General features: G+C 42.4%; 13 protein-coding genes and 1 tRNA gene. 7 read left to right on the top strand and 7 right to left on the bottom strand.

Annotated features, from left to right (window positions below; genetic code table 11):
* Entirely contained in the window at positions 1 to 2568 is a 2568-nt protein-coding gene (locus ACO1NU_RS04415; RefSeq protein ID WP_448817252.1) for a phosphoenolpyruvate carboxylase, read from the bottom strand.
* Between the two features lie 259 nt (positions 2569 to 2827).
* Here ACO1NU_RS04415 and ACO1NU_RS04410 point away from each other — a divergent pair, with 259 nt between their 5' ends.
* Positions 2828 to 3442: an IMPACT family protein gene (locus tag ACO1NU_RS04410; RefSeq protein ID WP_448817251.1), complete on the top strand. Its 615-nt coding sequence runs from the start codon at positions 2828 to 2830 to the stop codon at positions 3440 to 3442.
* Between the two features lie 76 nt (positions 3443 to 3518).
* On the opposite strand, the gene ACO1NU_RS04405 is transcribed toward ACO1NU_RS04410, so the two are convergent.
* From ACO1NU_RS04405 to ACO1NU_RS04390, 4 genes are all read right to left on the bottom strand, one after another.
* Positions 3519 to 3767: a hypothetical protein gene (locus tag ACO1NU_RS04405; RefSeq protein WP_448817250.1), complete on the bottom strand. Its 249-nt coding sequence runs from the start codon at positions 3765 to 3767 to the stop codon at positions 3519 to 3521.
* Between the two features lie 101 nt (positions 3768 to 3868).
* On the bottom strand, positions 3869 to 6133 hold the full coding sequence (locus tag ACO1NU_RS04400) for a Tex family protein (protein ID WP_448817249.1): 2265 nt from the start codon (positions 6131 to 6133) through the stop codon (positions 3869 to 3871).
* A gap of 37 nt (positions 6134 to 6170) precedes the next feature.
* Positions 6171 to 6887 (bottom strand): DUF3307 domain-containing protein, encoded by a 717-nt coding sequence (locus ACO1NU_RS04395; RefSeq protein ID WP_448817248.1) that lies wholly within the window; start codon positions 6885 to 6887, stop codon positions 6171 to 6173.
* Positions 6888 to 6890: 3 nt separating this feature from the next.
* Positions 6891 to 7523, bottom strand: a complete 633-nt coding sequence (locus tag ACO1NU_RS04390; RefSeq protein ID WP_448817247.1) for a helix-turn-helix transcriptional regulator — start codon at positions 7521 to 7523, stop codon at positions 6891 to 6893.
* 76 nt (positions 7524 to 7599) lie between these two features.
* On the opposite strand from ACO1NU_RS04390, the gene ACO1NU_RS04385 reads away from it, so the two are divergent.
* The 4 genes from ACO1NU_RS04385 (at position 7600) to ACO1NU_RS04370 (ending at position 9330) form a co-directional block, all read left to right on the top strand.
* Positions 7600 to 7887: a hypothetical protein gene (locus ACO1NU_RS04385; RefSeq protein ID WP_448817246.1), complete on the top strand. Its 288-nt coding sequence runs from the start codon at positions 7600 to 7602 to the stop codon at positions 7885 to 7887.
* 126 nt (positions 7888 to 8013) lie between these two features.
* On the top strand, positions 8014 to 8211 hold the full coding sequence (locus ACO1NU_RS04380; RefSeq protein ID WP_448817245.1) for a DUF2158 domain-containing protein: 198 nt from the start codon (positions 8014 to 8016) through the stop codon (positions 8209 to 8211).
* Between the two features lie 178 nt (positions 8212 to 8389).
* Positions 8390 to 8461, top strand: a tRNA-Gln gene (locus ACO1NU_RS04375).
* A gap of 182 nt (positions 8462 to 8643) precedes the next feature.
* The gene (locus ACO1NU_RS04370; protein WP_448817244.1) at positions 8644 to 9330 is read left to right on the top strand and encodes a hypothetical protein; all 687 of its coding nucleotides are present in this window, start codon (positions 8644 to 8646) and stop codon (positions 9328 to 9330) included.
* A gap of 137 nt (positions 9331 to 9467) precedes the next feature.
* On the opposite strand, the gene ACO1NU_RS04365 is transcribed toward ACO1NU_RS04370, so the two are convergent.
* On the bottom strand, positions 9468 to 10529 hold the full coding sequence (locus ACO1NU_RS04365) for a YbjQ family protein (RefSeq protein WP_448817243.1): 1062 nt from the start codon (positions 10527 to 10529) through the stop codon (positions 9468 to 9470).
* A 495-nt stretch (positions 10530 to 11024) separates the two neighbouring features.
* On the opposite strand from ACO1NU_RS04365, the gene ACO1NU_RS04360 reads away from it, so the two are divergent.
* A complete protein-coding gene (locus tag ACO1NU_RS04360) occupies positions 11025 to 11675 on the top strand; it encodes a hypothetical protein (protein ID WP_448817242.1) in 651 nt (216 codons plus the stop codon).
* Positions 11672 to 12301 (top strand): hypothetical protein, encoded by a 630-nt coding sequence (locus ACO1NU_RS04355; RefSeq protein WP_448817241.1) that lies wholly within the window; start codon positions 11672 to 11674, stop codon positions 12299 to 12301. Before ACO1NU_RS04360 ends, ACO1NU_RS04355 begins: the two co-directional genes overlap by 4 nt.
* A gap of 673 nt (positions 12302 to 12974) precedes the next feature.
* Here ACO1NU_RS04355 and ACO1NU_RS04350 read toward each other — a convergent pair.
* On the bottom strand, positions 12975 to 13496 hold the full coding sequence (locus tag ACO1NU_RS04350; protein WP_448817240.1) for a hypothetical protein: 522 nt from the start codon (positions 13494 to 13496) through the stop codon (positions 12975 to 12977).
* Positions 13497 to 13640: the final 144 nt, after the last annotated feature.

The following is a 13640-nucleotide window of genomic DNA, read 5'->3' as shown; positions in this document are numbered from 1 at the left end:
TTAAGCGAGGTTCCTGCCTGCATTAACAATGCCATAAACGGTGCGGATCACCAGCTTGTTGAATATCTTTACCTTCTCCTCGTCGTCTTTATGCTTGTCAAGCTGCTGAAGTGCATAATGCTGAATGATGACCAGCGGCAACACGATACGCTCGCGCAGGGCTATAGAACGACGTTCTACAGGGTACTGTTCCATTAGTGCAGAGGTGCCGGTAAGTTCCAGCATCAGTGACTTGGTCAGGTCGTATTCATTCTTGAGCTTTTTCCAGAAATCGCCGTACGTTTTATCATTGGCAAGGAAAGCCGTGATATTGAAGTTGACTTTAGACATGGACATGATACAGTTGTCGAGCATAGTCTTAAACTGTCCGGATGTTTCGTACATATTCTTAACATCATCCCATAGGCCTTCTTCTTTCGCTTTCTTCAATGCAGACCCTACTCCATAGAACCCGGGAACGTTTTGTTTCAACTGGCTCCAGGAAGTCACGAAGCTAATGGCTCGGAGGTCTTCCAGCTTCAGTTCGGCACCTGAGTCGCGCTTTACCGGGCGACTGCTGATGTTGATGTGTGCAAGAAGCTTCAGCGGGCTGAGTTCTTCGAGATAGCGCAAGAACAATGGATCCTCTCTCAATGCCACGAAAGCGCGGTGGCTGGTATCAGCCATACCATCGATGATGGTTTTCTGAGCAGGAGTAAATGTATTTTTATCGCTGGTATCCAGTGCAGAAACGATACCGGCATTAACCATTTGTTCAATATTAAAGTAGGCCGTATCGAACGACCCATATTGACTGCTGATGGTTTGCCCCTGAATGGTCAGTTGAATATGGTCGTTAGCAATTTCACTTCCCATGGTGGCATAGAAGCGGTGCGTTTTACCTCCACCACGTGCAGGAGGACCACCACGACCATCAAAGAAGGCCAGTTGAATACCGTTCTTGCGGGCAAGCGAGGTCAGTGCAACCTTAGCTTTGTATATAGACCAATTCGCCATCAGGTATCCACCGTCTTTCGTACTGTCTGAGAATCCAAGCATGATGATCTGCTTGTTTCCTCTTTTAGCCAGGTGTTCTTTATAGAATGGGTTGGTATAAAGCGTCTCCATAACGGTACCGGCAAGAGCAAGATCCTGAACGGTTTCAAACAGCGGCACGAAGTCTACACTCAGGTTGTCTTTCTGCCACCCGCTCCATAAAAACAGGTTGATTAGCTGAAGGATATCAGAAGCCTGCTGGCAATTACTGATAATGAAGCGGTGAGACGCCTTCTCTCCTCCTGCAAACTGCATCTTCTTCATGAGGCGAATCGTCTGGAAGGTATCGTCGCTCAGAGGTTGGAATCCTGTTGCAGGTGCATCTGTCTCTTCGAAGCTTATCGCCTTCAACTTCTCTTCCTCAGTCAAACTATCGTAGTTTTCAGGGAAGGAATGAGCTATTGCTCCCCTTAATTCAGCATGTGCCTTACGTAATACGCGGCTGTCCTGTCTGATATCGAGGGATGCGAAGTAACTACCAAACAACTTCACTTTATGAATCAGATCTTCAACAGCGTCTACAAAGAGACCATCATGTGAACGGAGAAGAACATCTTTAACGGAGTTCAGGTTAGACAAGATCTCATCGCGAAGATCGGTAGGCTCTTCTGTCTTGATAAAGCTATTTTGATAAAACAGGTGCTGCAAGCGTTCCATATAGTCTTCTACCCCCCTGAAAGTAATACGACGTTTCAAGGTTCGGAAATCGCGGTAATAACAGCGGAACAGCAATTCTCGCAGGAGCTCCGAAACAGCCTTTGTGCTTTCGCAGGTAACGTTTGGATTACCATCACGGTCGCCCCCTGGCCAGAAGCCAAGTTCGATAAGCTGATGCGTATTGAACATCGGTGCTTCAAATTCATCCTCCACCTGTTTCTGGATGCTGGATACTACTTTATAGAAAACATTCTCCAGGAACCAGGCCAGGCTGACCGCCTCATTAACCGGTGTCGGCTTGGTCTTGTTGAAGAACGGCGTTTTACCCAACTGCTGTAAAAGCAGGTGGACACTGTTGATATCGTTTGTTTTTAAGGCCTCGGTAAGATCTGTGATGATCGCAAGGACCCTACCCGGGTAGAACTGTGTAGGATGCGCTGTAAGTACCAGTCTCAACGAGAAGGTGTCCAGCATCTTACGTATCGCTGCCTTCATTGACGGATTAGATGATGCGTGTTGAAGAAGCACGGCAAGAGAGCCTACTTCATCAGCTGAATGCGTCTTGTTGAACGCAGAATCTTCTATCGCATCAAAAAGCACCACCTGTCTCTCGATGTACTGAATGAAACGGAACAGCAGATCAAAACGGTCTGAAGCCTGAACGTATTGCTCATACTGACCGAAAAAGCTTTCAATGATATCAGACGGAGCAATGTTCTGTTTGACACTTTCTTCGCAATGAGAGGTAAAAAACGGGAGTAAAGTTCCGGTATGTTTTACGCGATAAAAAGGAAGGGTTAGGAATAAGCTATTGTATAATTCAAATCGCGTTACCACCTCACTAGCAAAGACTGCTTCTTTCTGGCTGAGTTTCATCTATTCGTGTACTTGTTTTAAACAAAATTAAAAGGATAAAGCATTTCACAAAATTTTTTATTCCCGTTCAGACTGCATACTCTATAAGATTGAGAGATTTAAGTGCTGCAAAGCAGTCCACCGAAGATCCATAAAGAAATACAACACAGTTCTTTACCCATGAAGATCCGGGAGAATGACCTAAGATACGCTTCGTTGATAATAAAACCGCGTTTGAAGGCAAATTTCGATAGCTTGTTCATTTTAGTTATCATTGCGCATGTTGTTTGATGATACCTATAAAACTGTAGGACGCCCGGGTGAAGGAATTTTTCGTGATAAAGGCAGCAAGTTCATCGGCTATGCAATTCCCGTTAAAACAGAGCAGGAATTGAAAGATCACCTGGCAAGAATCCGTGCTGAGCACCCTAAAGCGAGGCATTACTGCTGGGCAGCCCGTTTCACCACAGACAGATCCGTCTTTAAACTGAATGATGATGGAGAACCCTCCGGAAGCGCAGGAAGACCGATCCTGAATACCCTCCTTTCTCAGGATGTTACAAACACGGTCGTTATCGTGGTGCGGTATTTTGGAGGTACACTTCTGGGCATCCCCGGACTGATAAATGCTTACAAAACCGCCGCTGTAGAGGCCCTGAAAGAAAGCGTGATTATTGAGCTGAGTCTTACAGACGTCTATTCGCTGCACTTCGGCTATCTGGAGATGAATACGGTAATGAGAGTTTTAAAAGAGCATGATCTTCAAATTCTGGAGCAGAGTTTTGATAACGAGTGCTCGATAACCCTTGGGATAAGAAAAAGCATTTTAAATCAGGTATTAGGTAAGATGGATAAGGTCAGCGGACTATCTTACAAATACTTATATTCAAATTAAAAAGGGCGATACTTGTCGGTATCGCCCTTCCTTTTGAACATATCTGTTCACCTGATCTCAGCAGAGACCAGCATTATTAGTTTTTAATTTTCTGATTAATGCTCTTAATGATCTCATTAAACAGATAAGCAGGCATGTTTCCTTTTACCAGACGCCATGAAAGATCGCTATTCTGTGTGAGTGTTCCAAGGAAAGTATTGTCTTCCAGGTTCACACTATAACCATCCTGGTTCTGGGTCACCATAATTTCGTTAAACTCACCGTTGTCAAATAAGTTTACAAAGAAATTATAGCATGTTGCAGCATGCTGTTCCAAGTTGCTCATATCAGTTCCCATATATGAGTAACCTTTGCACCTCATTTTTTGTTCTTCGATTTTTCAAAAAAGTTTTAAATATTTTGAAACGTGCAATTATGCGTGAAAAACTAGGAAAACTTGCTTTTTAGCGCCGCCAGTTTATCCTTAAAATCTTCCTTCCCGGCACTTTTATTACCCTGCCCGGAATTCTTTACAGGCTTCGCATCGCGCGCGGGGGCTCCCTTTGATTTTACCGGAGTCTTAGCACCTTCCATCTTCATGGATAAAGCGATGCGCTTACGTGCTTCATCAACCTCAGTGACTCTCACTGTAACCTGCTGATGAACTTTGACAACTTCATTCGGGTCTTTTACAAACCTGTCTGAGAGCTGACTTAAATGCACCAAACCGTCCTGGTGAACACCTACATCCACAAAGGCGCCAAAACTGGTGATGTTTGTGACGATTCCCGGCAGCACCATTCCAACCTTCAAGTCGCTGATCGCATTTACTCCCTCGGTAAAACTAAAGGCCTCAAACTGCTCACGCGGGTCTCTTCCCGGTTTGGCGAGTTGCTCCAGAATATCATTTATCGTGGGCAAACCGATAGCATCTGTTATATATTTTTCGGGACGAATCTTCTTTCTCAGGCCTTCATCTTTCATCAGATCTGGAACCGTACAATTTAAATCCTTGGCCATCTGCGCAACCAGATCGTAGCGCTCGGGGTGAATAGCGCTGCTATCGAGAGGATTAGGGGCATTATGTATCCGCAGGAATCCTGCCGCCTGTTCAAAAGCCTTCTCTCCCAGTCGGGGAATCTTTTTCAACTCAGATCGTTTCTTAAATGCACCATTAGCCTCCCTGTACTCAACTATGTTCTTTGCCAGTTGAGGACCAAGGCCGGAGATGTACGACAATATCTGCTTCGATGCGGTGTTCAGTTCTACGCCGACAGCATTTACACAGCTGATCACTGTATCGTCGAGAGAAGACTGCAGCTTATTCTGATCCACGTCGTGTTGATACTGCCCCACACCGATTGATTTAGGGTCGATCTTCACCAGCTCGGCCAAAGGGTCCATCAGACGTCTTCCAATGGAAACCGCTCCCCTAACGGTAATATCTTTATCCGGGAATTCCTCTCTCGCTGCTTCGGATGCCGAGTAGATTGAGGCCCCGCTCTCGTTCACCATGATAACGTTCACTCCCGAAAGATTGAGATTTTTAACAAAGAGCTCGGTTTCCCGACCTGCTGTTCCGTTCCCGATAGCGATCGTGTCGATTGTGTATTCTGATACCAGTTGCTTGATAACCCGATTAGCTTCAGCCAGACCTCCTGCACCACTGTGAGGATATATAGCTTTATTAGTGAGCAATTTACCTTGTTCATCTAAACAGACTACTTTACATCCGGTTCTGAATCCAGGATCAATTGCCAGAACGGCTTTTTGTCCCAACGGAGCAGACATAAGCAGTTGCTTGGCATTGTCTGCAAACACCCGGATAGCATCTTCATCGGCCCGCTTCTTTGTCTGGAGTCTGATCTCAGTCTCCATAGACGGCTTCAGCAAACGTTTATAGCTGTCTGCAAGGGCCAGCCTAACTTGTCCCGAAGCTTCTGAGCTGTTCTTGACGAACTGCCGGTCAAGCAGAGCTAGGGCATCCTCCTCCGGAGGCATGATATCAAGCGTGAGAACAAGTTCCTTTTCCCCGCGTCTCATAGCCAGAATGCGGTGAGAAGGAGCATCCTTCACTGAATCCACCCAGTCAAAGTAGTCTTTATATTTTTGTCCGGCTTCCTCTTTTCCTTCAATAACCTTCGAAATAAATTGCCCTTTTTCAACAAACAACTGCCTGATCTGAGCACGTGCCTCCGCATGTTCATTGATAAACTCCGCGATAATATCCCTCGCTCCTGCCAGGGCTTCTACATCGGAACCCACACCTTTAGCATCGTCGACATATTTCGATGCTTCCTGAAGGACGTTAAAAGCACTCTGCTCCAAAAGCATATCTGCTAAAGGCTGGAGCCCCTTCTCCCTGGCAACACTTGCCCGGGTTTTCCTTTTCGGTCTGTACGGAAGGTAGATATCCTCCAGCTCGACCATTGTCTGAGCGTTCATAACAAGCTTTTCCAGCTCGGCGTCCAGTTTACCTAAGTCGCCGAGCGACTTCAGAATGGCTTGCCTCCTTTTGTCGAGCTCACGAAGCTGCTCTGCCCTGTCTCTTATGGCAGCTACCTGAACTTCGTCAAGGCTTCCTGTCATTTCTTTTCTGTATCTCGAAATAAACGGAACCGTCGCACCCTCATCAAGCAGGGTCAGGGTGGTGTTCACTTGCTTCTCAGCAATATTCAGTTCCTCCGCGATCTTTCTTACATGTGTAATCATCTCTAAAACAATATTCTCTATGTGTATGCCAGATGTATCAGAACGATACAGGCAAAAAGGTTTTTATAATTAATCCGGTAACCAGGGCAAAGGCTATACTGATCATAGTTCCAATCAGCACGTATTCACTTCTCTCCTGTGCATTTTTACTTTCCGAAAACCGCAAGATCGATTTCGCAGCCGTTAACAGCCCAATGGCCGCATATTGATTAAACACCACCAGCACGAATATGATAAGTCGCTCCAGAATTCCGATCCACTTACCGGCATCTGCCAGGCTGTTTGATGTATCTGCCAGCTGTTCACGCCACCGGGTTGTCAGCATCCCTATTATAATTCCCGAGGGATGAGCCAGGAATATAACCGCCAGGGCTATCGCCCAGTAGCTTTCTTTTGTCAAAGCCATCTGCAGAGACTTGAATATCGCCATATCCGGTGGATACAACAGAACTCCCATCAACAGAATAACGAGGATGTGTAGTGACTGATCTATAGCGAAATACATCATTTTTCGTGGCCTGTATGACTTCCAGAGATCTATACAGTAATGGGAAATGCCGATAACCAGAGGTACTGTCCAATGGCTGAAACCATCGAACAAACTGGCCATTAAAACAGTGATGATGATGTGATAGTAAATATGCCTGGATCTGAAATGGTAGGTATTTCTACCCAGCACCCATGAATTTGGCTGTAGAGCAAAGTCAGTGAGCAGGTGAGCAGCAAGCATTTTCAGACACCAGAGTAATAGCATATATCAATCCTGTATATAGAATGCAAGTTTACGATATATTTGCGAAGCTTTTTCCAGCTGCGACCAGTTACCTGCCTGTGCGAGCTTATTTATAGTAGATTGACTCTTCTTCAGTTTCAAAGCAACTTCCATCTGCGTGTATCCCATCAACAGCTCACTGAGCACCTCTGCCTGCTTGGATGAAAGATCTTTCAGTATCATGTCGGCCAGCAAGGCAACAGCTTCCAGACCCGGGTCAATCTTACTATCGGAGCAACGTATAGATAGCCGGACCTGCGATTTGGAAATGAGATCAAGTTCCCTTCCTGACAACAGAAAGGCTTCCCCTTTCCCAAGCGCCATACTTTTAATACCATCCTGCACCTTACCCAGGCCTATAGCGATCCGGATATCTGCATTTCCACCAGCACCCACATTCGCCACCTGACGCGCCAGCACGCGGAGCTTCAATGCCATTTCAAAGGCATCCTCAACTTCCGTCAACAGGTGAAAGCTGTCTCCCCTATAAAACTCAGACGACACCTTCGATTGTTTGAACTCAGAACGGATCATCACGATGAGATCATTGAGGTCTTTTCCATCCATCAAGGTCGAATTGACGATATCAGCTGTTAGTACTGCCTTTGTTGATTCCATCCCCGAATATAGTCATATATGGCGATAATTTCAAAATATCGACAAATAATACGATAATTAAATAAAATCGCATAATATGGCGATAAAAGACGCTATAAAACACCCTAATTGCTATATTTGCGCTATGATAAGGAGATTCTTTAAAGAAATAGACAGCGTGGAATTTGAATTCAATCCGATGAATATTTTAAAACTTCAGTTATTCCAGGTGTATGTTGCGAAGGATGAAACCAGACATCGCTTTCACATGGAAGTTTCAGAAGACGGAAATTTTAAAATAGCAGATCCGGTAAACTGCCCACCCGAATACCTTGCACTGGAATTTAAACTTAGCCAAACCATCCTTCAGGAAATAGAGGTGTGACCTTTACCAGATCCCTCACCTACCCCATTCAGCAAAGTTCACAAGAATACACAATAATACCCTTGAGGATCAAACATTTATCCCGTTTTGAGATTTAATTAGTTTAGAAACATCAAAATGAGCGCTATGAAAGTATTAAAACCAGAAGACTTTTTAATTGGCGACATCGTTCAACTAAAGTCTGGCGGCCCTAAAATGACCGTTATTGAAATTGAGCTAAACTTCATTAAATCTAAATACTGGAGTGTCGATAAAGGGTCTTTTGAATACGACCACTCAGATTTTGAGACACTGATCAACTTTACGGCAGAAAAAAGGGAATAAAACTATAAAAATTCCTTTTAAGGCTTCCTTGATAAGATTCTGCAAAACAAGCAATTCCGCGCTAGCTAAAGAAGAACAAACCTTGCCGCTCCCCTCTTTCGTTACATCTAAAGGGCATTTTCCTCAATAAAATCACATTTCATTTTCAAGAAAATAAATTTTATCGTATTTTTGACGCAGTTCTGTAGTGTAATGGCTACCACGTCAGATTCTGGTTCTGAAGATCTAGGTTCGAGCCCTAGCAGGACTGCAAAAAAGCCCTCTATTTCACGATAGAGGGCTTTTTTTATCTTTTGTTGTCGGTTTCGTTGTCGGTTTGTAAAGCGAAAGGAGAATCCTACCAAGTCATCCACTCAAATTCAATATTAGTCCTCGGCTTATAGGAAAACTACAAAAAGGATTCTATATGTTAGTACCTCAAAAACTAATCATATGAGAATCCTATTCAAAGTAGTGTTTCTAGCAGCTTTGTTAATTTCTGCTTATCTATCCTACAACTCCTACCGTGCACTCGAATGGGAGACACTTACTGCATCACTGTCTTTGATAATAGCAGTTATATCCGCGTATGTAGCCTATGAAGTATTTCATAAACAAAACGAAGCAGACAATCCGCAATTAATTATTGACTTTGACATAAAAAGTCGATCGGGGGCCATGTTCCTCACTATACAGAACTACGGAAACAAACCAGCTTTCAATATAAAAATCGAGTGGGAAACACCGTTATTTGATGTAAACAATGAGCTAGTAAGATTTGGAAGTTTTGGCAAGTATGACATTGCCGTTCTAAATAAAGACCGCCGTATATCTATTCCGGTAGACGCTACTAAGGATTATTTTGACAAACATGAGGATGAACCTCTTGACTATTCCGGAGCCTTATCCTATTCCCTCTCGATTAAAAGCCGAAAACGACTAAAGCAGCAATTTCATATTTCGTTGGATCCCTTTAGAAAAACCGCTAGAGTGGAAACCGATATAGCAGACACCTACCTCAAGATGAAAACAATCCCAAAGAAAATAGAGGAGTTAACGCAAGAAATAGCCCGGTTAAGAAATACCCTGGATGGGAATACTAATGGCCGAAAAAGCATTGATGCACGGGATCTATTTTAATAAATTATTTACGTGCTTTGATTTGATGGCACCTTTGCTTCCGACTATAAAGAATAGTATATTTGAACTCTGGTTCTCGTAATCAGAAATTTTATCTCTTTGGCTGGGCCCTATGTCCGGCCATTGTTATTTAAGGACTAGATAAACGATAGCCTATCTTCAATAAGCTTGGAGAGACCCACCGGGTGCGACTCCCCTTGCTTGAATCCATAAATATCATTCAGGCATCCTGCGCAATACTTCGCATCAAGATCATTTGATCGTTTACAGGTACAAACCCACACAGATTTTTCTCCTGACATGAATCCCTTTTTAGAAGTGACTGTTCCTAACGGTTGGAAGGACTCGTCGATTATATCTTTCATCCTTGCAAGGCCTATCTTATCAGCCTCTGTGTATGACTCACGTTTAGCCGCTAGAATGTTCAATGCAAATTTACCCTGCTGCAAATTACCTGACTTCATGATATCAGCCAATTTATCGTAATCGATAAGACACAATTCTTTTATTGCATCGCGAATAGAATACTGATATTTAACACCATAATCAGCCTTCAATAATTCTACATACAACACCTCAGCTGCAGTATTAGGATCGATATTTGAAAAATAAGATCTGATCTGCATTGCCACTGTCTCATCTTCCGGACCTGTGGCGTTAGAGGCATTCCTTCTAGTGTAATCTATCATCGTGTCCACAAACTCAGGATATGGATGTTCCAAAATGAAGTTAAGGTCATTTAAATCCAAGCGTTTATTTATTTCTGATCGTTCAATAATCCTTTTCGCTATCACCTTATTCTCAACATAGGTGCCATCCATAACTTTCTCGATAGCGGAATCGTTAGTCGATACTTCATTACGCTGTCTTATGGCCCGAACAGGTGTACCGTATGCGGTAACCATAAACATCTGTGTCCCCTTGCCGGTGATCTCATCAATATCAATTTTTAATCCCACGATAGCGGAGGCGCCCATGGCCTTAGCTTTTTTTTGAAGTTTTTGAATTGACTGCTCGTATATCTGCTGTAACTTCTTTTCATATGTCCCGGATCTACCTCCAAAAAAGTCAGTTATTGACGCTGAAAAGTCGCTGAAAATATTTGCGCCGACGACAATATTAGACGATACAGGCTGGAGGTAGTTTGTTATGGTCCAACCTTCGAGGTTGCTAGTTGTGGTAGTGATGAGATTACTCATTATAGTAAGGCGATTGGTTCTCAAATGTATACTAATCTATTCAATAAAAAAACGATGAACAGGAATTCAATATGTCATGAGCCTTAGAGCTAGCCGGCCGGCCACTTGGGTGCCCATGATGTCCTTGATAAATGTCATTGCTCTTTCGTTGTTATTCAAAGCTACGACCTTGCTAATGCGTTGTTAAATAGGCCTGTTTACTTAATGTGGGTGGTAAGGAATGGAAAAATTTAGAGGGTAAGCACGCTGGGATTTGCTAGGCAGTGATGAGGGGCTCTTATGATCTAAGTAGGTGGGAGATAAATCCAGTGATTCTTATGACGTGAATGCTATAGTATTCAATTGAAGAAACTTTCAGCTTTTTTTTGAGGAGACACAGAACTTTAAAACAGTAACATTGACGTTAAATGGGAATTTGTGTAAAACAAATGCACTAAGTTTAGATTTAAGTAGTTTATATAGAAAATAATATATATTTGATCCTAAAATCTAAACATGGCATCTATAAGCATCCCAAAAAAGGATATTGAAGCTTTACAGAATTATTTGAAACTTTCGATAAACCAAAAGGAAAAGATAATTGGTTATTTAAAGAATGCCCCACGAAATGTTTCCACAAAAGATTTGAATATAGGTATTGCTTCCTTAATTAACGAATCGGAAGATGACTGCAGACCGATTATAACGCTACTTTTATCAACGCTTGTTACACTTGTCAACACTCCTATAACAAAGGAAGATATAATAGAACAGCTCTATATTTCAGTAACGGGGGAAAAAAGTATCGAAGACTCTACACATTCTAGCGTCTTGGATGATATCACTACATTGCTGAATGTCGAAAATATAAATTTGAAGCTGCTAGCAAAGTCAATGATTTCGACGGGCGATGTTGACGCAGTATTTCAAGGTGCACGAGTTAGCTCTGATATTAAGCCTATCGTTATTGAAAAGAAAGTTGAAGGAAGTATGATTTATCATCATCTTAAGATTTCTTATTCGACTGAATCTTCTGAAAAAGAATTTTCTGTGACTTTGGATAACGCTGATCTCGAGCAGCTATTTAAGACCTTGGCTAACGCTAAAGAGGAAGCAGAAATTATTCAAGAGTATTATCGTTCTGATTTAATTTACAATCAAGTATGATTTCAGTAAAATCCTACGAAAGAAAAAAGAAGCCCTCTACAGAGGACTATTTATTAAGTATAAATACGTGCTGGGAGAATTTTACGCCAACAGACATACATCCTGCGATAAACGTTAAAAGAGAACCCGACCATTTGGCATTTTTGGGACGGATTCACTTTGAGAAGGTTCACATCTTTTTAAAAAATGAACTTACTTCCATTTCAAATTTCATTTCGATAAATGGAGTTGGAGTTGGCGTTGTTCCAATTGAACTTCGAAATCTAGCAGAAGAAATTGAGCGATCTAAATATATGCTTGAACTTCCTGACAATTGGGATGATGAAGGTGCAATTGGCTACACTGTTGAAACTTGGATTAAGGCGATTAAATTCCTAATAAATTATTCAACCAGTATTCTCAATACGACCGGAAAGACAATTTTTATACCTAAAATCTATCATGGACCCGAAGGGAGTATTGATATTTATTGGGAATACGAGCGTTTTAATCTATTAATCAATATCACGAATACGGGCCTTTGCACTTATTTTGGTGACAATTACAAGTCAAATAAAATACACGGAGAGTTTGATGCAAGTGATTATGAATTTTTATTGTTCCCATTCTTACTAAATTATAAGTGATTACTGATATTGAACACATACCGGACGCCGATAGTATTTTTTACCGAATCCACAAGCAAAACATTAGAAATGGCGATATAATACCTGGTGCGTTCAGACCCATTGGTAGTGGAATGTCAACGGAGTGGTCAAAATATAGCACTCCGGAAGACTGTCGACAAAGAGCAAATACTCCCGCCGAGAACGCCGTAGTTGTTATGGATGTAGTCAATGTTAGGAATATCAACCCATTAGATGTTATCCACTGCCCTACAAAAAGCACTATTGCACATTCGGAAGTTTCTCGTTTACCTTCAGAAGAACCAAATAAAACTGAGTACAGATTAAAATTAAAACGTATTTGCCGATGGGCGATTAAAGTTTAGTTGTTATCTAAGTTGCTCTTGTTATGAGTACTTGCCTGCGCCTCCTTCAATTCCTTCTCAATCCGGGCAATCTCTTCAGGAGCCCACCAGACGCTACCTTGACTTAGGATGCATATTTTATATTGGCCAAGCAATCAATTCAGCTTATAATCAATCGATCCCTTCGCAAATAAGATTCCCGCCTTGTAAGGAACTTCAAAAAAATACTAACAAGTAATCCCTTTTTCGATTTCTTAAAAAAACCCTGGCACTATGGGAGTACCGAGGTCATGCGTAACTATTAATTTAAAATCTTTGTCGCTTATAACTTATCTTCCAATATCTCTACTACTTACTCCTCCGGTATTTCTGTTGATCGACTTTAGTTCAGTAATGGCTGAATCTAACCGCTGAACAGTCGCTGCCGTATTTTCTGCCGTCCTCTGTTGATATACGACACCCTGCATAGCGATATCCCTTTGTTGCTGCAGTAGACTCTTGCCATCGTTCATTGTGGCTAATTGTTCCACCAGGTACCCACTTGATCGCTTTTCAATATCGTACATCGCTGTCCAGATACCCAATGCCCGAGATGCCGTTTCTTCGGTCATAGAAGCACCGATGGTCTTCGAGGCGGAGGAGGTGTTTTCGGTGCTTCCTAAACTTATCCCCGCCACCTTCTCCAGGTCCTTGAACTTTACATCAGCATTACTCATGATCGCGTCATACATAGCCCGAAGCTTTCCAATCTCAGATTCTGTAAGCTCCCCATCCGAACCAGAGAACTCCGCAAAATCATCATAGAATCCTTGGAGTGCATCTGTGAGATAATTACGCTTGAAACTGTTCAAAACTGTACCGACCCCTTATTAGTTGGACAAAAGTAATGAACTAGTTGTGTAATATTTGTTGATATCCGCTGATAATTCAGAGGCCGGTTCAGTGATATCTTGAATTCTCTTTCTTTCTGCTCTTTTCTGCTCCGTTATGTGAAT

This window comes from Arcticibacter sp., from assembly GCF_053551015.1.
This window is presented reverse-complemented; position numbering and strand designations above follow the sequence as displayed.

Excerpts from the sequence above, each read along its gene's own strand:
- ACO1NU_RS04415 (WP_448817252.1), bottom strand. The coding sequence starts at position 2,568 with ATGAAACTCAGCCAGAAAGAAGCAGTCTTTGCTAGTGAGGTGGTAACG.
- ACO1NU_RS04410 (WP_448817251.1), top strand. The coding sequence starts at position 2,828 with ATGTTGTTTGATGATACCTATAAAACTGTAGGACGCCCGGGTGAAGGA.
- ACO1NU_RS04405 (WP_448817250.1), bottom strand. The coding sequence starts at position 3,767 with ATGAGCAACTTGGAACAGCATGCTGCAACATGCTATAATTTCTTTGTA.
- ACO1NU_RS04400 (WP_448817249.1), bottom strand. The coding sequence starts at position 6,133 with ATGATTACACATGTAAGAAAGATCGCGGAGGAACTGAATATTGCTGAG.
- ACO1NU_RS04395 (WP_448817248.1), bottom strand. The coding sequence starts at position 6,887 with ATGCTATTACTCTGGTGTCTGAAAATGCTTGCTGCTCACCTGCTCACT.
- ACO1NU_RS04390 (WP_448817247.1), bottom strand. The coding sequence starts at position 7,523 with ATGGAATCAACAAAGGCAGTACTAACAGCTGATATCGTCAATTCGACC.
- ACO1NU_RS04385 (WP_448817246.1), top strand. The coding sequence starts at position 7,600 with ATGGCGATAAAAGACGCTATAAAACACCCTAATTGCTATATTTGCGCT.
- ACO1NU_RS04380 (WP_448817245.1), top strand. The coding sequence starts at position 8,014 with ATGAAAGTATTAAAACCAGAAGACTTTTTAATTGGCGACATCGTTCAA.
- ACO1NU_RS04370 (WP_448817244.1), top strand. The coding sequence starts at position 8,644 with ATGAGAATCCTATTCAAAGTAGTGTTTCTAGCAGCTTTGTTAATTTCT.
- ACO1NU_RS04365 (WP_448817243.1), bottom strand. The coding sequence starts at position 10,529 with ATGAGTAATCTCATCACTACCACAACTAGCAACCTCGAAGGTTGGACC.
- ACO1NU_RS04360 (WP_448817242.1), top strand. The coding sequence starts at position 11,025 with ATGGCATCTATAAGCATCCCAAAAAAGGATATTGAAGCTTTACAGAAT.
- ACO1NU_RS04355 (WP_448817241.1), top strand. The coding sequence starts at position 11,672 with ATGATTTCAGTAAAATCCTACGAAAGAAAAAAGAAGCCCTCTACAGAG.